The organism is Brevundimonas huaxiensis (genome assembly GCF_014218725.1).
In the GTDB taxonomy this organism is placed as follows: domain Bacteria; phylum Pseudomonadota; class Alphaproteobacteria; order Caulobacterales; family Caulobacteraceae; genus Brevundimonas; species Brevundimonas huaxiensis.
Genome location: NZ_JABBJE010000003.1, coordinates 1 through 21,631, shown reverse-complemented (window position 1 = coordinate 21,631; position 21,631 = coordinate 1). Strand labels below are relative to the sequence as shown.

The following is a 21,631-nucleotide window of genomic DNA, read 5'->3' as shown; positions in this document are numbered from 1 at the left end:
TCTGAGCCTACAGCGGAATGTTGTCGTGCTTCTTCCAGGGGTTCTCCTGGACCTTGTTCTTCAGCGTCCGCAGCGCTTTCACCAGCCGCCGCCGCGTCCCGTGCGGCATGATGACGTCGTCGATATAGCCCAGGCCCGCCGCCACGAAGGGGTTGGCGAACCGGTCCTTATACTCCGCCTCGCGCGCCGCCAGCGCCTCTGGATCGCCGGCCTCCTTGCGGAAGATGATCTCGACCGCCCCCTTGGCGCCCATGACCGCGATCTCTGCGGTGGGCCAGGCGTAGTTGACGTCGCCGCGCAGGTGTTTGGAGCTCATCACGTCATAGGCGCCGCCATAGGCCTTGCGCGTGATCAGGGTCAGTTTCGGCACCGTCGCCTCGGCATAGGCGAACAGCAGCTTGGCCCCGTGTTTGATCAGGGCGCCGTATTCCTGCTTGGTCCCCGGCATGAAACCCGGCACGTCCACCAGGGTCACCAGCGGAATATCGAAGGCGTCGCAGAAGCGCACGAACCGCGCGGCCTTGCGGCTTGAATCGATGTCGAGCACGCCCGCCAGCACCTGGGGCTGGTTGGCGACGATGCCGACCGTCTGGCCGTCCAGCCGGCCAAAGCCGCAGATGATGTTCCTTGCGAAGTCGGCTCCGATCTCAAAGAAGTCGGCCTCGTCGACCACCTTCAGGATCAGCTCCTTCATGTCATAGGGCTGGTTCGGATTGGCCGGGATCAGGGTGTCCAGCGACGGCTCGTCCCGCTCGGGCTCGTCATAGCTCTCGCGCACCGGCGGCTTTTCACGGTTCGACAGGGGCAAAAAGCCGATCAGGCGGCGCACCTCCGACAGGGCCTCCAGATCATTCTCGAACGCCCCGTCCGCCACGCCCGACTTGCCGGCGTGGACGCGGGCGCCGCCCAGGTCCTCGTGGCTGACCACCTCATTGGTGACGGTCTTCACCACATCGGGACCGGTCACATACATGTAGCTCGTGTCCTTCACCATGAAGATGAAGTCGGTGATGGCGGGCGAATAGACGTCGCCGCCCGCGCACGGCCCCATGATCACGCTGATCTGGGGAATGACGCCGCTGGCGAGCGTATTTTGCAGGAAGATGTCGGCGTAGCCCGCCAGGCTCTCCACCCCCTCCTGGATCCGCGCCCCGCCGGCATCGAACAGGCCGATGATCGGCGCGCCGGTGGTCAGGGCCATCTTCTGCAGCTTGACGATTTTGGCCGCATGGGCGCCCGACAGGCTGCCGCCGAAGACGGTGAAGTCCTTGGAGAAGACATAGACCAGCCGTCCGCCGATGGTGCCGCGACCCGTAACCACCCCGTCGCCGGGGATGCGCTGGTCCTGCATGCCGAAGTCGTGGCTGCGGTGCTCGACGAACATGTCGGTCTCCTCGAAGGAGCCTTCGTCCAGCAGCACGTCGATGCGTTCGCGCGCCGTCAGCTTGCCCTTGGCGTGCTGGGCGGCGATACGCTTTTCTCCACCGCCCAGTTTGGCGGCGGCGCGACGGCGCTCCAGTTCTTCAAGGATGGCTTGAGTCATGATGGATCTTCGCCTCTCGTTCAAAGAACGCGTGGCGCCTTCATCGCAAAATGGCAAACGCAACTTTGCAAAAAGTGTGGAACTGCGCGGGCTTGCAAAGGATGGCGATATGATCTGCAAAGTTGCGAATGGCTGAGAAGCTTTTCTTAGGCGCCAAACTGCGCAAGCTGCGCGAGGCGCGCGGCTGGACGCTGGAGGCCTGCGCCGAGCGGCTGGGCCTGTCGCCGTCCTATCTGTCGCAGATCGAGACCAATCAGAGGCCGGCCACCGCGCGGGTTCTGATCGCCCTGACCCGCGCCTTTCACGTGGACGCCAGTTTGTTCGATCTGGAAGGCGACGCCCGCCTGATCGCCGACCTGCGCGAGGCCACCACCGACATTGCGGGCCCGATGATGGGTGAGGCCGAGCCGCCCACGGCCGCCGAGCTGAAACAGGCCGTCGCCAACACCCCGCGCCTGGCCCGCCAGTTCCTGGCCCTGCACCAGACCTTCCGTCGTCTGGACGAGCGGGTGAAGGCGCTGGACGACACCCTGGGTCGGGACGAGCACGGGGCCAGCGTGGCGCTATTGCCCTACGAAGAGGTGCGCGACTTCTTCCACTATCGCGACAACTATATCGACACGCTGGACACGGCGGCCGAGGCGCTGGCGGCGAGCCTGGTTCAGGACAGCCAGATCGAGCGGGCGCTGGAGGCTGCGCTGAGCCAGGCGCACGGCGTCCGCGTCGCCTATGTCGCCGGTCAGGAGGCCCTGCGTCGCTACGACCCCGCCAACCGCGTCCTGACGCTGGACGCCTGGCAGCCCGGCGCGACGCGGTCGTTCCAGCTTGCGCACCAGCTGGCCCTTCTGTCCTTCCGCGATTTGATCGAAGCCGAACTGGATCAGGCCGCCTTCCGCACCGACGCCGCACGGGACGTGGCCCGCGTTGGCCTGGCCAACTATGCGGCCGGCGCCCTGCTCTTGCCCTATCGCGCCTTCCTGGAGGCCGCGCGCGAGGAGAAGCACGACATCGACCGGCTGCGGACCCGGTTCCAGGTCAGTTTCGAACAAGTCTGCCACCGGCTCTCGACCCTGCAGAGGCCGGGCTGGCGCGGCGTGCCTTTCTATTTCGCCCGCGTGGACATGGCCGGCAACATCACCAAGCGCCACAGCGCCACCCGCTTCCAGTTCGCCCGCTTCGGCGGCGCCTGCCCGCTGTGGAACGTGCACGAGGCCTTCGCCGCGCCCGACCGGATCGGGGTGCAACTGGCCGAGATGCCCGACGGCTCGCGCTACATCTCCATCGCCCGCAGCGTGTCCAAACCCAGCGGCTCCTACCTCGCCAACGACCGTCGCTACGCTCTGTCCCTTGGATGCGAGGTCGAACACGCGGGCGCCCTGGTCTATGCCGCCGGCCTCGATCTGAACGGCCCCGCCGCGCGGATCGGCGTCAGCTGCCGCATCTGCGAGCGCACCGACTGCACCCAGCGCGCCTTCCCGCCCCTAGACCGGACCCTGCACGTGCCAGAGAACGAGCGCGGCGTGGTGCCCTATGTGCTGGATGGCCCGCGCCCCGACCGCTATTGATCGGGGCATGACCTGTCATGCACCTATCGGCGTCGCCGTCGTCGGCTACGGCCTGGCGGGCCAGACCTTCCACGCCCCCCTGATCGCCGCCACGCCCGGCCTGCGCCTGGCCGCCGTCGTCTCGTCCCGACCCGAAGCGGTCCACGCCGACCTGCCCGACGTGGAGGTGCTGCCGAACCTGGACGCCGCATTGGCCCGCGACGACATCGGCCTGATCGTCGTCGCCACACCGGACGCCCTGCACGCCGAACAATCGATCGCCGCGCTGAAGGCCGGCAAGTCGGTGGTGGTGGACAAGCCCTTCGCGGCGACCCTGGCTGACGCCGAAGCCGTCGCTGCCGTCGCAGCGTCATCGCCCGGCGTTTTCAGCGTCTTCCAAAACCGCCGTTGGGACGCCGACTTCCTGACCCTGCGCCGCCTAATCGACGATGGCGAACTGGGCGACGTCGCCGTGTTCGAAAGCCACTACGACCGCTTCCGTCCGACCGTCACCGACCGCTGGAAGGACAAACGCGACGGCGGCGTCTGGGCCGACCTGGGTCCGCACCTGATCGACCAGGCGGTCCAGTTGTTCGGCCCGCCGCTAGCCATCTATGCCGACCTCCAGGCCCAGCGTGTCGGCGCCACGGCCATCGACTACGCCCACGTCCTGCTGCGCTATGACCGGCTGCGCGTCATCCTGAACATGAGCCACCTCGCCGCCGAGGCCAGCCTGCGCTACGTCGTCCACGGCACGGGCGGCAGCTTCATCAAACACGGCCTCGACGCTCAAGAAGGGCAGTCCAAGGCCGGCTTGCGTCCCGGCGACGCGGACTGGGGCCTCGATCCTTCGCCCGGCGTGCTGACCAAACAGATCGACGGCGAAACCGTCCGCACCACGCCGGTTCCGGAGCGTGGCGACTATCCCGCCTTCTACGCCGCCATGCGCGAGGCGATCCTCGGCGAGGGCCCGCCGCCCGTCCCCGCCGATCAGGCCCTGACCGTCATGCGCATCCTGGATGCCGGTCTGCGTAGCGCGGCGGAGCGTCGCGAGATCGCTCTCTAGCTCTTCTTGCGGCCCTTCGACGTCGCCGCAGGCGCGTGAGCCAGTCGCAGCAGATTGGCCGCGCCCGGCGCACCGAACGGTGTGCCCGCCAGGATCAAGATGCGCTGGCCCGGCTCGGCCAGACCATATTTCACCGCGCTGTTGACGGCATCGTCGGTGACGGCCTCCAGCGAGTCCGGTTGCTCGCCCAGACGCGGCTCCAGTCCCCAAACCAGGGCCAGCCGGCGCGCGGTGTTGGGATTGGGCGTCAGCACCAGGATCGGCTTCAACGGCCGCTCGCGCGCCATCCGTCGCGCCGTGCCGCCCAAGGTCGTGAACACCACCAGACAGCCGGTCGAGGGCGCATTCGCCGCCATCCGCGCCGCCCCGACCAGGGCGTCCACGTCATGCTCGTCCATGCCGGCGTGTTCGGCCCCCATCAGGCTGGGCCACATCGGATCGCGTTCGACCCGCTCGATGATCCGGCTCATGATGCCGACGGATTCCAGCGGATAGTCGCCCGACGCCGTCTCGGCCGAGAGCATCAGGGCGTCCGCGCCCTCATAGACCGCATTGGCCACATCGGTCGCCTCGGCGCGGGTCGGGGCCGGGGCGCTGGTCATGGATTCCAGCATCTGGGTCGCCACGATCACAGGAACCCCGCGATTGCGGGCCGCGCGCACGATCTGCTTTTGCGCCACTGGCACATCCTCGGGATCCAGCTCGACGCCCAGATCGCCGCGGGCCACCATCACCCCGTCGCAATAGTCCAGGATGGCTTCCAGATCGGCCAGAGCCGCCGGCTTTTCGATCTTGGCGAGGCAGGCCGCCTGCCCGTTCACGATCCGCTTCAGCTCGGCCATGTCCTCGGGCTTCTGAACGAAGCTGAGCGCCACCCAGTCCACGCCCATCCGCAGGGCGAAGGCCAGATCCTCACGGTCCTTCGGCGTCAGGGCCGAGACCGGGATCACCGCCTCCGGCACCGCCACGCCCTTCCGGTCCGACAGCTTCGAGCCGCTCTCGACCGTCACATCCGCCCACTCGTCGGTCCGCTCGCCCACACGCAGACGCACCCGCCCATCGTCCAGCAGCAGCAGCATCCCCTTGCGCAGCGCCTTGAAGATTTCGGGGTGCGGCATCTGCACCCGCGTCTCGTCGCCGGGCGTCGGGTCCAGGTCGAAACGCATGGTGTGGCCCGGCTTGACCGCGATCTCGACGTCCTTGAACCGCCCCAGACGCAGCTTCGGCCCTTGAAGGTCGGCCAGCACGCCCAGCGGACGCTGCAAGGCCATTTCAGCGCCGCGCACCGCTTTCAACGCGGCGGCGTGATCCTCATGCGAGCCGTGGCTGAAGTTCAGGCGAAAGACGTCCACCCCCGCCTGGGCCAGCGCCTTGACGGTGCTGGGCGCACGGCTGGCGGGTCCCAGGGTGGCGACGATGCGCGCGCGACGGGCTCGGTTCATGACGTTTCCTGTTGGCTCTCTCGGACGGCAAAACGGGGCCGCCTGGGCGATTTCGCCCTCTTCTGCCAACGAAACCCGCGCTGCGTAAGGCCGCCTTCCCCTCAGGAAACATGAGTTGACGGCCGGAAACAGGAGTTTATCTGGCCGCCGCCCCGCAAGCCGCCACGCCAAATCCGTTCAGATCGATGCAGCGGCCCTCGACCCGGGGCGCGGGGACGCCAATCACATGGGCGAGGGTCGGGGCGATATCGACGGTGCGGATCGGCAGGAACCGCTCCTCGGCCTTGGCGCCCGGCCACCAGAAGATGATCGGCACGCGCCGGTCATATTCCCACGGCGTGCCGTGTCCGGCCAGGGTCGAGCCGACGCGGCCGCCCGAGGTGGTGTTCTGCGTCCAGGCGAACTGGATGTCGGGCGATCGCTCGGCGACGGTCGACAGCCGCATCCGCTCGCGCACCGTCATCATCTCGGGCTGACGGCTTTCGGGCAGAGGCTCGGCCAGCAGCCGGTCGCGCGTCTCGGCGAAGGCCACGTCCGGCAGGGCGCGCAGCATCTCGACCGCCGCCTCCGCCACCTGTGTGCGTAACGGATCGGGCAACGACTTGTGGTCCGCATCGGCGACCATCCAGCCCGAACCGCCGGACTGCAGCGGATCGGCGCGCAGGTTGAAGCGCGCCTTCAGCGCGGCGTTGACGCCCTTGATCGCATCGGTGTCGGCGCGGTGCGCCTGCGGATAGCCATGCTCATGCAGCCGCTCGACGAAGTCCGAACCGCCGTGATCGGCCGTCAGAACCACCAACGCCCCGCCCGGAACCTGGGCCAGCTTGTCCAGGAAAGCGCCCAAGGCCGCATCCAGCCGGTGCATCTGCTCGCACATCTCCGGCCCCTGGGTGCCGTACATATGGCCGATCCGGTCGGTGGCCGACAGGCTGACGCCCAGCATGTCGGTCGCCGTCCCCTGCCCCAGCTTCTGGCTGTCCAGCAGATATTCCGCCGCTTTCAGCGTCTGCTCGTCCAGCAGCGGCGAGGTGTCGAACTTCAGCCCCGCCGGCGGCAGCACCGAATGGAAGGTCTGGCCGCGGATGGTCCAGTCCCCCGCCAGCGCCCGGCAGTCCGCGTTCTGATAGTCCCAGGCTGTCGGCGTCGCCGCCGTCCAGGCGTTAAAGTCACGGTTGAACGCCGCAACCGGCGCCAGTTTCGCCTCGGCCGTCTGACCCGGCTCGACATAGGTCGTCAGTCCAAACCCGTCGGTGAACCAGAAGGCCTGCCCCTGATGACCAGCCAGATTGATCGCCCCGCGATCCTTGCCCGACACAGCCATCACCTTGCTGTCCGGGCTGACGTTCTTGAGCCAGTCGCCCAGCGTCGTCGCGCGCAACTGGTCCGGCCCCACCGGCCCGTTGTCTGTGTCGTCGCGCCCGTGCGCCAGATGGTTCTGCGGCGCGGCCAGGCAATAGACCTCCTTGCCGGTCTTGCCGTCGATCCAGTCGTTGGCGGGGATGCCCGTTTCGGCCGGATGCATCCCGGTCAGAACCGTGGAATGGCCCGGGCAGGTCTCGGTCAGACCGTGGGTCTGGTAGCCGTTGATCGACACCAGCCCCTGGTCGGCCAGCCGGCGCAGGCCGCCGCTGTAGCGGCTGCGATACTGGTTGAAGAGATTGGCGCTGAACTGATCGACGACGATGGTCACGATCAGTTTGGGCGGCGTCAGGGCCGCAGCCGACGCCTGAGGCGCGGCCCCCTGAACCGCCGGCTGGGCGACCGGCGCGCCCGCACAGGCGGCGCCCGCGATCGACAAGGCGGCCAGACACGCGGCGACGACGTGACGCGACAGGGACATGAACAACTCCAACAACAGCCGTGCGGCCTCTAGCTGTCGCGGATGGCGCCCGCGTGACAGCCCGGCTCGCTACTAGTGCGATTCCTTGGACCGCAGCCGCGCGACCTGATGCAGGACCAGCACTACCGCGCCGCCGACGATCAGCCCGATCACGGCCGAAGCCACCGCCGTCGTCAGCCAGCTCATCACGCCGGCCAACGGCCCGAACAGTTCGCCGACGGCATGCGACAGATGCTCGACCGGCACGGCCGGCCAGTGCAGCCCCAGCGTATGGGAGCCGTGCAGCAGAATGCCGCCGCCGACCCACAGCATGGCCGCGGTGCCGATCACCGACAGGGCGCTCATCACCATCGGCATGCCTTTGACCAGACCCCGCCCCAAGGCGCGAACGCCACCGTTGGGCCGCTTGGCCAGGCTCAGACCGATATCGTCCATCTTCACGATCAGGCCGACCGCGCCATAGACGACGACGGTCATGGCGATGCCGACCACGGCAAGCACGGCGGCCTGGGTCAGGATCGGCTGCGCCGCCACATCGGCCAGGGCGATGGCCATGATCTCGGCCGACAGGATCAGGTCGGTGCGCACGGCGCCCGACACCGTCGTCTTCTCCAGCGCCGCCGCATCGCGCGCGACTGGCGCGGCATCCTCATGCCCGCCATGCCCTACCGCCTCCAGTAGCTTTTCGGCTCCCTCGAAACACAGATAGGTCCCGCCGCACATCAGGATCGGCGTGATGGCCCAGGGCGCGAAGGCGCTGAGCACCAGGGCCACCGGCAGGATGAAGATCAGCTTGTTGCGAAACGACCCCAGCGCGATCTTGCTGATGATCGGCAGTTCGCGGCTGGGCGACAGGCCCATGACATAGCGCGGCGTGACCGCCGCATCGTCCACCACCACGCCAGCGGCCTTGGTCGAGGCCTTGCCGGCCGCCGCGCCCACGTCATCCAGCGACGCGGCCGCCAGCTTTGCAATGCCGGCGACGTCGTCCAGCAGTGCGATCAGTCCAGACGGCATAGTCAGTCTTCCCGGCTGGGCGGCACGTTGACACCCTGCGATTTCAGATAGGATTTGATGTTGCGCGCGGCCTGGCGGATGCGCTGCTCGTTCTCGACCATGGCGATGCGCACGAAGCCCTCGCCGTTCTCGCCATAGCCGACGCCTGCCGCCACCGCGACCTTGGCGTGGGTCAGCAACTGCTTGGAAAACTCCAGGCTGCCCAGATGCTTGAGCGCCGGCGGCAAGGGCGCCCAGGCGAACATGGACGCGGCCGGTTTAGGAATTTCCCACCCCGCACGGCCGAAACTCTCCACCAGCACGTCGCGCCGGCGGTGATAGAGTTTGCGGTTCTGCTCGACGATGTCCTGCGGCCCGTTCAGCGCGGCGCACGCCGCCGCCTGGATCGGCGTGAAGGCGCCGTAGTCGAGGTAGGATTTCACCCGCGTCATCGCCGCGATCAGCTTCTTATTACCGACCGCAAACCCCATGCGCCAACCGGCCATGCTGTAGGTCTTGGACAGGGAGGTGAACTCGATCGCCACGTCCTTGGCGCCCGGAACCTGCAGGATCGAGACCGTCGGCTTGCCGTCGTAATAGAGCTCCGAATAAGCCAGGTCGCTGATGATCCAAAGATCGTTCGCCTTGGCGAAGTCCACGACGCGTTCGTAGAAGGCCAGATCGACCGTCTCCGCCGTCGGGTTCGACGGATAGTTCATCACCAGGATCTTGGGCCGCGGCACGGTGAAGGCCATGGCCCGCTCCAGCGCCTCGAAATACTTCTCGTCCGGCGTGGTCGGCACGCTGCGGATCGCAGCCCCGGCGATGATGAAGCCGAAGGTGTGGATCGGATAGGACGGATTGGGCGCCAGGATCACGTCGCCCGGCTCGGTGATGGCGGTGGCCAGGCTGGCCAGGCCCTCCTTGGAACCCATGGTGACGATCACCTCGGTCTCGGGATCTACATCGACGCCGAAACGGCGGCCGTAGTAGTTGGCCTGCGCGCGGCGCAGCCCTGGGATTCCCTTGGACTGCGAATATCCGTGGGCGTCGGGCTTCCTGGCCACCTCGATCAGCTTGTCGATGACATGCTGCGGCGGCGGCAGGTCGGGGTTGCCCATCCCCAGGTCGATCACGTCCTCGCCTGCCGCACGGGCCGCCGCGCGCATCGCATTGGTCTCGGCGATGACATAGGGCGGCAACCGCTTCATGCGGTAGAATTCTTCGGACATGACAGGCTCGTCGTTGGGATCAGCGGCCGTGGATCGACCGCCCATAGCGCTTAGCGCGCCAGCGGCCTCGCGCAACAGCATTGAAGGTTATTTTCACCCGTCAGGCGGACGAAATCTGTGCGTCGCGCAAAAACCTGGTCGATAAGACCGCCGGTCATCCCCCTCAATAGCTCAGGCGCAAACCGACGCTGAGCGTTCTCGGCGGGCCGTATCCGGCGACGCCCCTGCCCGTTTCCGACACCTCGACATCCTCGTCGAACAGATTGTCCGCCGCCATCCAAAGGATCGCGTTCGGCGTGAAGGCCCACTCCGCACGCGCATCCAGCGTCACGGCGGCGTCCAGCACCCGGCTGTTCAGGTCGTCGTCGAACCGGCTCGATTCATAACGCGCCGCCAGGGCCAGGGTCACTCGATCGGTCGCGCGCCAATCCAACCCAGCGGTCGCGCTCCATTCCGGCGCCTGGGCGGGACGCAGGCCGGTCAGCTGCGCGGCGGACGATCCGCCGTCGATCTCGGCGTCGGTCCAAGACGCAGCGGCGTTCAGCGACACGGCGGACGACAGATCCAGCGCCCCCGTCAGTTCCACGCCCCAGGCGTCGATCTTTCCCGCGTTCTGGCGCTGCCGCAGCACCCCGCCCGCCGGCACGAACCCGGCGCGAGGGAAGGTCGCCGGCCCGGACCCGAGCGTCACATTGACGATGGCGTCCTCGATCTGGTTCCAAAACACCGACGCGCCCCAGCGCACGCCGTCGCGGTCGAAGGCCAGGCCCGTCTCCACGCCCTTCAGCGTCTCGGGCGTCAGGGCGGCGTTGGCCTCAGTAATGTCGTTGCCGACGCGGAACGGCCGATGCAGTTCGTTCAATGTGGCGGGCCGGAACCCGGAATAGGCCGCCGCCCGCGCCGCATAGCCGCCGCCCAGATCACGCCGCACGGCCAGACGCGCGCTGACCACCTCGCCCGACCGATCCGGGTCGCTTTCGTTCAGCAGGACGGCGCCGGTCGCCAGGGTGTTCTCCTGACGGAATCCGCCCGTATTCTCCCATCGATCCACCCGCAGTCCGCCGGCCACCAGCCAGTCGGCCGCGGTCCAGGACGCATCGACATAGGCCCCGGCCACCTCCGTCTCCCCGCCCGCACGCCGAATGCGGGTGAAGCCCGCGCCGGTCGGATTGCTGAACAGTTCGTTGGTTTCGCCGTCGTTGAAGCGCGCATCGGCGCCCAGCTCCCACTCCAGTCGTCCGCCCGCGAAATCCGCCATGCGACGGCGCAGCGCCGCATTCACCCCCCATCCGGTCGCGGGTGTCTTGAACTGATCGTTGGCCGGCGTCGTGGTCGATCGGTCGGCCGACACCGAGGCCGAACTGTTGGCCAGATTGCTGTCGATCCGCCACGCCTGCAGCCGCCAGCCATAGCCGTCGGCCGTCGGCGTCTGTGCCGCCGTGGCGCTCAGGCTGTGCCCGCTGGCGTTGGCGCGCGTTCCGGCCAGACCCGATCCGCGATCCTCTTCCCAGGTCGCCGCCCGGACCGACAGGTTCGCCTGTCCCAAGGCTGTATCGACCCGCAGCGCCGCGCTTCGGCTGTCGAGATCCAGCGGCGTATCCGCCGCGCCTGCCGACGGCCCACGCACCGGCACATAGCCGTCGCTGACTTCGCGAAGACCGCTCAAAGTCACCGCCAAAGGTCCCAGGCGCGTGGACGCCGATCCCGCCGCCCGCACCCCGCCACGCTCGGACGCGGACACATCCAGCGCGCCGCCTTTAGCACGCTCACGCAAGGTGATCGTGCCCGTCAGCGCGCCCGCGCCATAGGGGCCCGAGCCCGCCCCCCGGATGACGTCCAGGCTTTCCAAGGATTCCGGCGTCGCCTGGGACCAGATGACCCAGCCCCCGAACGGATCATTCAGCGGCACGCCGTCCAACAGCACCAGCGTCCGTCCTGCCCCGGACGGCGCGATGGCCCTCAGCGAAATCCCTTGCGTGGTCGGATTGGCCGCCGCGCTGCTGGTGCGTCGAAACAGCGACACCGCGGGCACGGACCGTAACGCCTCGTCCAGACGCGACGACCGCGACAGCACCGACTCATCGATCCGCACCACCGAAAACGCAGCATCGGCCGCCGCCGGCGGCAGACGCGCGGCTGTGACGACGATCTCGGGCAAGGCGGTGGGTGTGACGGGGGGAGGAACGTCCTGGATCATGCGCCGTCAGTAGGCGGTCGTTCCGCCACATCAAAGCCCGGCGACCGGAAACGCCCGGAAAAGCGCAAGACAGATCGACGCCCCCTCGATAACAACCGTATCGAACAGTCTGAGGGGGAAGCACGTGGGTCTGGGAACGCTCGTCAGGGGCCTGATCTTCGGCAAGGACGCCGACCGCAAGCGACGCTCCGCCAAGGCGGCGCGAATCCGCGCCCTGCCCGACCGCCGGGTGATGGCCGACAGCTATGTCCCCGCGTTGGCGGCCGACGGCGGGCGCATCCTGTGGGTCGGATGCCGCGAATATACGCTGGACGACTACGCCTTGCTGGAGGCGCAGGGCGGCGAGGTCTGGACCACCGACATCGATCCGGCCGCCGCACGCTGGGGCCGCGAGGGTCGCCACCGCACAGGCGACGTTTGCGAGGCGGATCGGCTGTTCCCGGACCTGACCTTCGACGCCATCGTCTGCAACGGGGTGCTGGGTTATGGCGTCGACAGTCCCGCCCAGCAGCAGCGCGCCTTGAAGGCTCTGGCGGCCATCCTACGCCCGGGCGGTCGCCTGCTGCTGGGCTGGAACACCGACAAGATCGCCGATCCCGTCGCCGCCGGCCTGACCGACGCCGACTTCCAGGCCGCGCCCCTGGGCGACCAGCCGACACGCGTACGGTTCGACGCGGTGACCCACGTTTACGACAGCCTGATCCGAAGGGGTTGAAGCCTAGCCCTAAACTCTAGCCCTGAAGCCGGGTCAGCGACGCCGCCGGCCCGAACAGAGGACGCCGGCGCAGCGTCGGCTTCGGCGTCACGAACGCCTTGTCGACCAAGGCCTCGCGCAAGGCGTCCAGCTCGGCGGCGCGCGCGTCCGGCGAATGCACCCGCTCGACATAGGCCTGCCCGCCACGCGCCAGGGCCAGACGTTCATCGGGGTTGTCGACCAGACGCATCATGGCGCTTGTCAGCGACCCGGCCTCCTCGACGTCGACATACAGCGCATATTCGCCGCTGGCTTCGCGCAAGCCGCCGCGTCCCGACGAGATCAGCGCGGCGCCCGCCGCATGGGCCTCCAGCGCGGCCAGTCCCAGGGCCTCGCGCACCCGCGACGGCGTGACCGCAATGGCGGCGCGCTGCGTCATCGCCCGCACCGCGTCCAGCGACGCCGACTTGTGGATTTCGACCCGGTCGCCGAACCTCTCTAGCATCCGCACTTGCGGCGCAGCCCAGTCCTGATGCTTGTCCCAGTCGCCCAGCATCAAGGCGCCGCGCCAGTCGGGATGGCGATCCAGCGTCTGGGCCAAGGCTGCACAGAACAGGTCCAGCCCCTTGTCCTTCATCGCCCGGCCCGAAAACAGGATCAGGTTCTCGCGCTGCTCGGGCGATGCGCGCCAGGCGTCGCTTTCGATCGGATTGCAAACCGACGAGACGCGCCCGGCCAGACGCGGATAATCCGTTGCGAACTCTTCACCTGCCGCCCGGCTGACGAACACCAGACGGTCGAACCGCGAGAGGCGACGGCCATAGCGGAAGCGCTCGATCAGGTTGCGCGACGGCTTGATCCGCGTGTGGCGATAGAGAATGTGGATCGCGTCCGGCAACTGCCGCGCCAACTCCGACGCCGCCTTCAGCTGCTGATGGTATTCCACAATGTCCGGCGACAGTTTCTTCAGAACGTCAACCACCGCCGCATTTCGCGCCTTGCGGCCCAGTCCGGCCGGCACCGTCACCATCTGCACGCCCGCCGGCGTCGGCCCGCCGGCGTCGGCGATCAGCGTCACCAGCCGGTTCAAACGGCTGTGCGCAGACAGCGTGCGCACCACTGTCTCCATCGAGTTGGTCTTGTCCGGACAGAAGGTGCAGCCTCGCGGCAGAACGACGGCGATACGCATGGTCTAGCCTTCCTTCCGAACGGAAGCGGTCTCGAAAATCTTGGGATGAACGGCGGCGCCGGTGGCGCGGCGACCGCGCGGCCCGTTCAGGCCCAGCAGGCGACGCGCCTTGAACCCGGCCTTCAGCCACGGCTCCGCCGACGACTGGCGGATGCCCTTCACATCGATGAAGGTGACGTCGCCGTGACCGGACAGGGTGTGAAAACCGTCGCCGTACTCGTCCAGCAGATGGCCCGGCTCGAACCGTTTCACGACCACCGCCGAAAACGCCTCCGGGGTCAGCGCATCGAGCCGCAGCAGATTGATCGCCGCGCCATAGGTCACAGCGCAGTCCTGAACCGGCAGATGAAGCGCGCCATCGTGAACGAACGCCGACCCGCCTGGCCGCGAGGTCTGGAAACCGCTCATCACCGGATTGGCCGAATGCGATGTCCAAGGCCCCGTCAGGCTGTCGGCCCAGGCGACATGCAGTTCGCGCATCGCCCGGTCGTCCGGTCCGGGCAGCGCATGGAACATCCACCACCGGCCGTCGTGCTTGACCACCGTGGCGTCGATCGCAGCCGCCTCGCCGATACGGGCCACCGCCTCCCACTGGTCCGGGAAACGCACACAGCGATACAGGATCAGCCCGCCGCTCTTGTAGCCTTCCGGCAGCATGTAGAGTTCACCGCCGTCCTCGACCAGCGTCGGATAGGACAGGTGCCAGGGCTCGGACAGGGCCACGCCCTGCCCCACCAGCCGGTCGTCGGCGTCATACTGGCGATAGTGAATCTCACCGCGGCGCACATGATAGTCGAACGCCTCGACGAAGACGGTCAGCACCCCGTCGCGCGTGATCCCGAATGGGTCCGCGACATAGGCATGAGGGACGCAGTCCGGCAGCCAGACGATCTCGTCCCCGCGCGGCTCATGGTCAATGAAGCTGCTTAAGGGACGGCGGATAAAGCCCGAGCGCCAGAGATCGAACACGACGACGCCCTAGCCGACCGAAAGAACCGGGGCCGTCGTGTCGTCATGTCCTGCAAACGCGCGCATCTGGGTCCTGCTCGTCGCCGCGACACGGCGTCTTCATGACAAGGACGCCGCCGACCGACCCTTGCCTCATGAAAATCATCACGGCATTGAAGGTCTTGGCCCGTTTGGCTGCACGAGAGGACTTCGCCCGTTTGACCGCGCCTGCCGCGCATCCCCTGATCGCCGCCTATCTTGAGCAGCGCGAGGATCTGGCCCGGTTCTGCCGCGCGCGGCTGGGCGGCGCGTCGGGCAATGTCGATGACGTGCTGCAAGACATCTATCTGAAGGTCTCGACGCTCGATCCCGACCCGCCGCCGGACAATCCTCGCGCCTTTCTATTTCGCCTGACGTCCAACCTGCTGATGGACCGCTGGCGATCCGGGCAACGGTCGGCGAACCGCGACGCCCAATGGCGACAACTGAACCATGAAACCGGCGCCGCCGAAGATCTCGATGCTACGCCTTCTGCAGAGGCGGTCGTGGCCGGGCGCGAGAAACTGGCGCGCCTTCTCGCCGCCCTGGACACCCTGCCGCCCAAGACCCAGACGGTCTTTCGCCTGCACAAGTTCGATGGGGTCAGCTATGCCGATGTCGCGGTCCAAATGGGCATTTCGCGCAGTTCGGTCGAAAAACACATGATGGACGCGCTGCGCGTTCTTTCCCGCAAGGTTCAACCGTGATGCCGGCCCTTTTCACGCCCTGGGGGAATTTGTCTGAAGGTGAAAGCTTGGCGGCGCCGTCTTGCTATCAGGAGGCGCGTTGCACGGCGTTCCTCCAGGCTGGGATCGGATGACCGCACAAACCGACATCGAGGAAAAGGCGCTCCACTGGTTCGTCGTCCTGCGTGACGACGAGGCGCCCGAATCCGCCTGGCTGGAATTCCAGGACTGGCTGGAGGCGTCGCCGACCCACGCCGCCGCCTATGATGCCGTCGAACGCCTGTGGGTCGATCTGGACGACCACGCTGGGTCCGCACCCGCAGAGGCCCCGGTCATCGACCTCGCCGCCGCGCGTGCACATCGCGCCAGGACACGTTCGCCCTGGCTGGGCGCGGCGATCGGCATCGCCGCCAGCGTGACTCTGGCGGTCGGCCTGTTCCTTTGGCTGACGCCGGGCTCGCAGGTTTACGCCACCACCGACGCCCCCCTGACGGTTGCGCTCGAGGATGGTTCGCACGTCTATCTGAACCGCCATTCCACCTTGGATGTTCGGTTCGACGGCGACAAACGCTCCGTCTCGCTGACCGAGGGCGAGGCCGCCTTCGACATCGCCCACGACCCTGCCCATCCGTTCATCGTCGCCGCCGGCGATCATCAGGTCGAGGTGCTGGGCACCGCCTTCAACGTGCTGAACCATGGCGACCGTTTCGCCGTCGCCGTCGAACGGGGCGTCGTCGCCATAACCCCTACCAACGCGCCCAAGGTCCGCCTGGTCGCCGGTCAGGCGCTGGCGCAGCGCGGCGAGCAGACCCCGGCCCTGTCGCAAGTGTCACCGGACCAGACTTCGCCCTGGCGACAAGGCGTTCTCGTTTATCGCAACCGCCCGATGACTGATGTTGCGGACGATCTTTCACGTTATCTCGACAAGCCTGTCGTGCTATCGACATCGGCTCGGGCGCTGCGGTTCACCGGCGCCCTTCGCATTGGCGACGAGGCCGTGATGTTGAAGCAGTTGCAGGATTTCGCCCCCGTCCGCGTGGACGCCTCGACGCGTGAAGTCCGCGTCAATGCCCGTGAGGTCGGTTAAGAGCGGGCGGCCCCAACGCCTCGGCCTGTCCAAGCCACACGCCGCCGCCCTTCTTCCCAGTCTCTTTCTGCTTGCCACGACGGCTTTGAGCACGCCGGCGCACGCGGATGCGCGCCTGCTCGACATCTACATTCCGCGCCAGTGGGTGGACGACGCCCTGCTCGACCTGGCGCTTCAGGCCCGCGTTTCGCTGGGCGGCAGTTTGGCGTCGTGCGCCGGCGTCAGCCCCACGATCAGCGGCCGCATGTCGCTGGACGCGGCCCTTACGCGATTGCTGGCGGGCAGCGGATGTCGCCACGCCATTCGCCAGGACGGCGCTGTGATCATCAGCAGGCAGTCGAGCACGGCGCCCGCTCCCGCTCCCGCTCGCCCGATCGCGCCACGCCCGGCCGCTCCTGTGGCGCCGCCGCAAGACGTGGCTCAGGTCAGCGAAGTCGTCGTGACCGCCCCGCGCCGACCCGAATTGATCCAGTCTTCGTCATCGGCAATGACGGCGGTCGGCGCCGAACGCATCGTCCGTGCTGGGGTCACGGGCATGCAGGGACTGGACAGCCTCGTCTCCGGCATGACGGTGACCAATCTCGGCCCCGGCCGGAACAAGATCCTGCTGCGCGGCATATCGGACGGCGTCTTCACCGGCCTGACCCAATCCACCGTCGGCCTCTACCTCGACCTGACGCCGGTGACATACGCCGCTCCAGATCCGGATCTGAAGCTGATCGACATCGACCGGGTCGAGGTGCTGCGCAGCCCGCAAGGCACGCTGTACGGCACCGGCCCGATCGGCGGCGTCGTGCATATTGTCACGCGGGCTCCGGCGATGGGCGAAGAATCCCTGTCGCTTTCGGCGACCCGGTCGCGCACCGACGGCGGCGGCTGGAACTCCGACTATGGCCTGGTCGCCAATCTGCCGGTCGCCGGCGACCGCGCCGCGATCCGCGCCGCCCTCTATGGCGAGACCTACAGCGGCTACATCAATGATGTCGAACTGAACCTGCGGCGAGTCAATGACGGCACGCGGCGCGGCGGCCGGCTGTCCGCCGCGCTGGAGATTTCACCCGGCTGGACGGCGCGAGCCGGCGTCGTGCACCAGTCGATCGTCACCGAGGACACCCACTACGTCTATCGCGGCCTCGGCCCGCTGAGGCGCGCCAATCTGGTTCGCGAACCGCATCGGAACCGCTTCGACCAAGGCTCGGCCTCCATCGAGGGTCGCGGCGCCTGGGGCCGGCTGAACGCCTCGGTCTCGGTCGTCGAACATGGTTTCAAGAGCCGCTACGACGCCTCCAGCGCCCTTCGTCGCTTTGGATCGGGCTGGCGCATCGGCGCGCTGGACGAAGGCAAGGACATCCACCTGGTCGTCGGCGAGGCCAACTTCGCCTCTCCCGATATCGGTCGCTGGCGCTGGCTGGCCGGCGGTCTGGTGTCGTCCAACACCACACGCACCAATCCCGTCCTGTCCGCCCTGACGCCCGAGCCTCGCACCATCTATTCCGAGGCGCGGCGCGACCGGCTGAACGAGGCCGCCGTGTATGGCGAGGCGTCGCTGGATCTGCCCTACGACCTGACCTTGACCGCCGGGGCCCGCTACTACGCCTTGGAATATGACACCACCTCCCTGGTTCGACAGTTCACCCGATCGCGATCCTTCGACGGACGCGGGGAATCCGCCGGCTTCACGCCCAAGATCGCCCTTGCCTGGCAGCCCAGCGATCGCCTGAACCTGTCCGCCCTCGTCAGTCGGGGCCACCGGGCCGGCGGGTTCAACACCGCAGGGGTCATCGGTCAGGACTTCAGCGGCCTGTCCGATTCACCGGCGCGCCAATACAAGCCGGACAGTCTGTGGAACGCCGAGCTGGGGGCCAAGTACCGGTCGGCGGACGGTCGCGCGCGTCTTCGCGCCGCCGTCTACGCCGCGCGCTGGCGCAATGTGCAGAGCGACCAGTTTCTGCCCAGCGGCCTGGCCTACGTCGTCAACGTCGGCGACGGCGCGGACAAGGGCTTCGAGGTCGAGGCCAACTGGCGTCCCTCCGAGACGTTTGAGCTGTTCGCCAACGGCCTTGTCGCCGACCCGCGCATCACCTCGCCCAGCGCGCGGTTTGATTCCCGTCGCGACGCGAGCTTACCCGGCGTGCCCCGGGCTTCTGCGAATGTCGGCTTCAGCTGGCGGCGTCCGCTCGGCGAGCGTCTTGAACTTTTGGCCGACGGTGGCCTGTCCTACGTCGGCGCGTCTCGCCTGACCTTCGACGGACGTCAGCAATATCGGATGGGCGATTACGGCACGGGCAGGCTGGCCTTGGGCGTCGAAGCGTCGGCTTGGACCGCGACGCTCTTCGTGGACAATCTGTTCGACACCGAAGCCAACACCTTCGCCTACAGCGACCCTTTCCGCCTTCCCGAAGCCCAGGCCATCACGCCTCTGCGTCCTCGCACGATCGGCGTGACCCTGAGGTGGGCGTCGCGATAGCCAAACCCACCCCTGCGCTTCAATTGGTCTCTATTCTCGCGTTGCGCTTTGCGACAATGACGCCCCCGCCGTCACGCGCAGAGAGCCGCACACCACCCACAAACCGCCATAGACGACCGCGAGGCCTGTCAAAATGGCTGCCAAACCTGAGACTTCCCAAAGGCTGGCGCCCATGGCGTTCAGGCGAACAAAGGCCTGAACGGCAGCGGTGGACGGTGAAAAGTGCGCCAGCCAGACGAGACCTTCAGGCATCATGAAATGCGGCCACGCAGCGCCTGACAGGAAGAACAAGGGCGCGGAAGTGCCGACCAAAACCTGCAAGACCCGTTCATGGCGATCGAAAAGCGCGCCTAGAAGCAGACCCACAGCGGCGACCGCCGCTGAAAATATGGGCGCCAGCAGCAGGACGCCGATCAGGTTGCCTGCGCGGGGATAGTCCTGAAACCAGAACACGAAACCGAAATAGAAGAGGCTGGAGGCTGTCCCAATCGCCGTAAGCGCCAGCCACAGACCCAAGCGCGCGCTGCGTTTCAGCCTAGCTGCGCCGGTCTCTCGACGCACGGCGGTGATCACGCCGGCTCCCAGCAATAGCGTCTGCTGCAAGATGATAAGACTGACCGCCGGCACGGCGTAACCGCCGTAGCCCTCCGTCGGGTTGAAAAGGGAAACCTGCTTCAGGGTCGGCGCCAATCTGACGGCGCGGGCGATATCAGGCAGCCCTTTCAACTGCGCCTCGGCGACCTGCGCTGTTGCGGCGGCGACGGCTCTGCCGACAGCCGTGACACGAACCAGATAGCCGCCGTTCAGCCAGATGGCCACGCCCGTCGGCGCCCCCCTCAACAGATCGGCCTCAAAACGCTGAGGCAGGACGACGACCCCGTCGACCACGCCGCGCCGCATCAGTTCAAAGCCCTCAGCAGGGGATGAAATCACGGCGGCGACCTCGATCTGGCGCGACGCATTCAGGTCTTCGACAAGAGTGCGCGTCAGCGTTGTCTGCGTCGGTGTCGCTATGGCGATGGGCAGTCCCGTCGCGGCCTGTCCGGCATAGGCGGCCGGATAGTAAAAGGCGTAAAGGACGACGGCCAGGATCAGCAGACTGCTGACCGGCCGCGCACGCGGCAGGTTCCGGAACGTCGCGGCGAAGGCGGCGATAACGCCCTGTTGCGGGAGCGGAAAGTTCAAATTCTCAGGCTTCGGGACAAGACGCGCTCGTACCCGGATGAAAAGCGCCGAAACGATCAGACCGATCACGGTGACGCCGCTCAGAATCATCAAGTCTCGCCATGCCGATGCGGAAGTCGCACCCGTGACCAGCTGACCCGTCTGCAGCCGTAGATAGTGCGTATAGGGAAGGATATCGCTCCAGATCCGAGCGAAGCGCGGCCCATGGTCCAGCGGGAGAGTGCCATTGGAAAAGGCGATAGCCGCACCCGAATAGATGGCGGTGGCCGAGAACGCCATATCCACCTCGCCAAGCGCGGCGACCAGAAAAGCCGACAAGACAACGCTCACCGCCATCAAGGCGAGTATGCCAAGGATCAGCAAAGGGAGAGAGCCTGCTACACCCCAGCCCCGGACGCCGCTGAGCCAGGCGATCCAGGCCAACCCCCACAGGCTGAAGACCATGAAGTGCGGAATAAGTCGCCCGATCAGAGCTGTTGTCGTGAAGCCGCCGGTCTCGGCCTCGAAGCGCTTGAAGGAGCCGCCCTGCATTTGCCGACCAACCGCCAACACCGCGGAACAAGCCGCCAGCAGATGAAGGACCCCCGGCGCCAGAAGTCCCCCGAGAAAAAGCTCGAAGCTCAGCTGCGGATTGCCGACGATCGACACCTGGACAACGGGGAGTTGCAATGCGGTTTCGGGCAATCCTCTCTGGCGCGCGCGTTCTTGCAACTGCTGGCCGGCCGCTGATGCGATGGCCGCGCTCTGCCCCAAGGCCGACAAGGCGCCGACCGTCTGGAAGGCGCCATTGAACGACAGGGTCACCTGTTCCGGCCGACGAAACGCCCCGTCAGAAAAATCTGCTGGAAAATGAGCGACGCTGTAAATCTCGCCCCGTCGCATCAAGGCCATGGCCTCCGTCATCGTCGCCGGAGCATGGGTCACGCGAACACCGGCGCTCGCCTCCATGTTGCGAATTGCGGCGCGGCTGAAGGCCGAATTGTCTTGATCGACCACGGCGACCGGGGCCTGACGGATCACTCCAGGGGCCAGCATCGCCGCGATGACCATCAGCAGGATCATCGGCAGGCCAAAGGCGACGAACGCGTCCCACCGTCGGGTCACCAGGACGCGCGCCTCGTCCCGAACGGCCGATACGAAGACGGCCGCGAGGCGTCTCACCGTGCGGACCAATCGAACAGCACGCTCATGCCAGGCCTCAGGCCGCTGACAGGTCGAACAGGCTTGGCCTTGACCTGAAAGCTTCGCACGTCATAGCCGCTGGACTGCCGGGTTGAGCGCCAGGTGGCGAACTCGCCCTGAGGATTGATGGCGGTGATCCGGAAGGCGACGTCAGCGAGGCCGAGTGCGGGCACGTCGCCACGCACGATCGCGCCGATTGTCAGATCGCGAAACTGATCCTCGCGCACACTGAAGGTAACCCACGGGTCGCCGATGTCCACGATTGTGAAGACTGGCACGCCCGTGAGCACGAGC

16 protein-coding genes and 1 pseudogene are annotated in these 21,631 nt (G+C 67.1%); 7 read left to right on the top strand and 10 right to left on the bottom strand.

Going from position 1 to position 21,631, the window contains the following annotated elements; translation table 11 throughout:
• Positions 1 to 7: 7 nt before the first annotated feature.
• A complete protein-coding gene (locus tag HF680_RS07400) occupies positions 8 to 1,543 on the bottom strand; it encodes an acyl-CoA carboxylase subunit beta (RefSeq protein WP_137722102.1) in 1,536 nt (511 codons plus the stop codon).
• On the opposite strand from HF680_RS07400, the gene HF680_RS07395 reads away from it, so the two are divergent.
• Genes HF680_RS07395 through HF680_RS07385 form a run of 3 tightly spaced genes read left to right on the top strand, consistent with a single transcriptional unit; the run spans position 1,542 to position 4,153 of the window.
• Positions 1,542 to 1,679, top strand: coding sequence for a hypothetical protein (locus HF680_RS07395; RefSeq protein WP_153923009.1), 138 nt, complete (start codon positions 1,542 to 1,544; stop codon positions 1,677 to 1,679). The genes HF680_RS07400 and HF680_RS07395 overlap by 2 nt on opposite strands.
• Entirely contained in the window at positions 1,672 to 3,108 is a 1,437-nt protein-coding gene (locus tag HF680_RS07390) for a helix-turn-helix domain-containing protein (protein ID WP_045810131.1), read from the top strand. The genes HF680_RS07395 and HF680_RS07390 overlap by 8 nt, the downstream gene beginning before the upstream one ends.
• Before the next feature lie 7 nt (positions 3,109 to 3,115).
• On the top strand, positions 3,116 to 4,153 hold the full coding sequence (locus HF680_RS07385) for an oxidoreductase (RefSeq protein WP_185224595.1): 1,038 nt from the start codon (positions 3,116 to 3,118) through the stop codon (positions 4,151 to 4,153).
• Here HF680_RS07385 and pyk read toward each other — a convergent pair.
• The 5 genes from pyk to HF680_RS07360 form a co-directional block, all read right to left on the bottom strand.
• Positions 4,150 to 5,595 carry a pyruvate kinase gene (gene pyk / locus HF680_RS07380; RefSeq protein WP_045810132.1) on the bottom strand — a complete coding sequence of 482 codons (1,446 nt, stop codon included), beginning with the start codon at positions 5,593 to 5,595 and terminating at the stop codon, positions 4,150 to 4,152. The two genes, HF680_RS07385 and pyk, sit on opposite strands and share 4 nt — an antisense overlap.
• A 136-nt stretch (positions 5,596 to 5,731) precedes the next feature.
• Positions 5,732 to 7,435 (bottom strand): alkaline phosphatase family protein, encoded by a 1,704-nt coding sequence (locus HF680_RS07375; protein WP_185224594.1) that lies wholly within the window; start codon positions 7,433 to 7,435, stop codon positions 5,732 to 5,734.
• A 72-nt stretch (positions 7,436 to 7,507) separates the two neighbouring features.
• Positions 7,508 to 8,452: a DUF808 domain-containing protein gene (locus HF680_RS07370; protein WP_185224593.1), complete on the bottom strand. Its 945-nt coding sequence runs from the start codon at positions 8,450 to 8,452 to the stop codon at positions 7,508 to 7,510.
• Between the two features lie 2 nt (positions 8,453 to 8,454).
• On the bottom strand, positions 8,455 to 9,663 hold the full coding sequence (locus HF680_RS07365) for an LL-diaminopimelate aminotransferase (protein WP_039245623.1): 1,209 nt from the start codon (positions 9,661 to 9,663) through the stop codon (positions 8,455 to 8,457).
• A 163-nt stretch (positions 9,664 to 9,826) separates the two neighbouring features.
• Positions 9,827 to 11,860, bottom strand: coding sequence for a TonB-dependent receptor (locus HF680_RS07360; protein ID WP_185224592.1), 2,034 nt, complete (start codon positions 11,858 to 11,860; stop codon positions 9,827 to 9,829).
• 124 nt (positions 11,861 to 11,984) lie between these two features.
• Between HF680_RS07360 and HF680_RS07355 the strand changes: the two genes are divergently transcribed.
• The gene (locus HF680_RS07355) at positions 11,985 to 12,575 is read left to right on the top strand and encodes a class I SAM-dependent methyltransferase (protein ID WP_317134018.1); all 591 of its coding nucleotides are present in this window, start codon (positions 11,985 to 11,987) and stop codon (positions 12,573 to 12,575) included.
• Between the two features lie 16 nt (positions 12,576 to 12,591).
• Here the strand turns inward: HF680_RS07355 and HF680_RS16155 are convergent, their stop codons facing one another.
• Positions 12,592 to 13,743, bottom strand: a complete 1,152-nt coding sequence (locus tag HF680_RS16155; protein ID WP_185224591.1) for a glycosyltransferase family 4 protein — start codon at positions 13,741 to 13,743, stop codon at positions 12,592 to 12,594.
• 3 nt (positions 13,744 to 13,746) lie between these two features.
• Entirely contained in the window at positions 13,747 to 14,712 is a 966-nt protein-coding gene (locus HF680_RS07345; RefSeq protein ID WP_185224590.1) for a glucosamine inositolphosphorylceramide transferase family protein, read from the bottom strand.
• A gap of 197 nt (positions 14,713 to 14,909) precedes the next feature.
• Here HF680_RS07345 and HF680_RS07340 point away from each other — a divergent pair, with 197 nt between their 5' ends.
• The 3 genes from HF680_RS07340 (at position 14,910) to HF680_RS07330 (ending at position 18,970) form a co-directional block, all read left to right on the top strand.
• The gene (locus HF680_RS07340) at positions 14,910 to 15,437 is read left to right on the top strand and encodes an RNA polymerase sigma factor (protein WP_235968890.1); all 528 of its coding nucleotides are present in this window, start codon (positions 14,910 to 14,912) and stop codon (positions 15,435 to 15,437) included.
• A gap of 109 nt (positions 15,438 to 15,546) precedes the next feature.
• The gene (locus HF680_RS07335; RefSeq protein ID WP_185224588.1) at positions 15,547 to 16,503 is read left to right on the top strand and encodes a FecR family protein; all 957 of its coding nucleotides are present in this window, start codon (positions 15,547 to 15,549) and stop codon (positions 16,501 to 16,503) included.
• An 85-nt stretch (positions 16,504 to 16,588) separates the two neighbouring features.
• Positions 16,589 to 18,970 carry a TonB-dependent receptor domain-containing protein gene (locus HF680_RS07330; RefSeq protein ID WP_185224587.1) on the top strand — a complete coding sequence of 794 codons (2,382 nt, stop codon included), beginning with the start codon at positions 16,589 to 16,591 and terminating at the stop codon, positions 18,968 to 18,970.
• 30 nt (positions 18,971 to 19,000) lie between these two features.
• On the opposite strand, the gene HF680_RS07325 is transcribed toward HF680_RS07330, so the two are convergent.
• On the bottom strand, positions 19,001 to 21,316 hold the full coding sequence (locus tag HF680_RS07325; protein WP_185224586.1) for an ABC transporter permease: 2,316 nt from the start codon (positions 21,314 to 21,316) through the stop codon (positions 19,001 to 19,003).
• Positions 21,313 to 21,631: pseudogene (locus HF680_RS07320) on the bottom strand (HlyD family secretion protein); the annotation flags it as partial. The pseudogene HF680_RS07320 and the gene HF680_RS07325, both read right to left, overlap by 4 nt.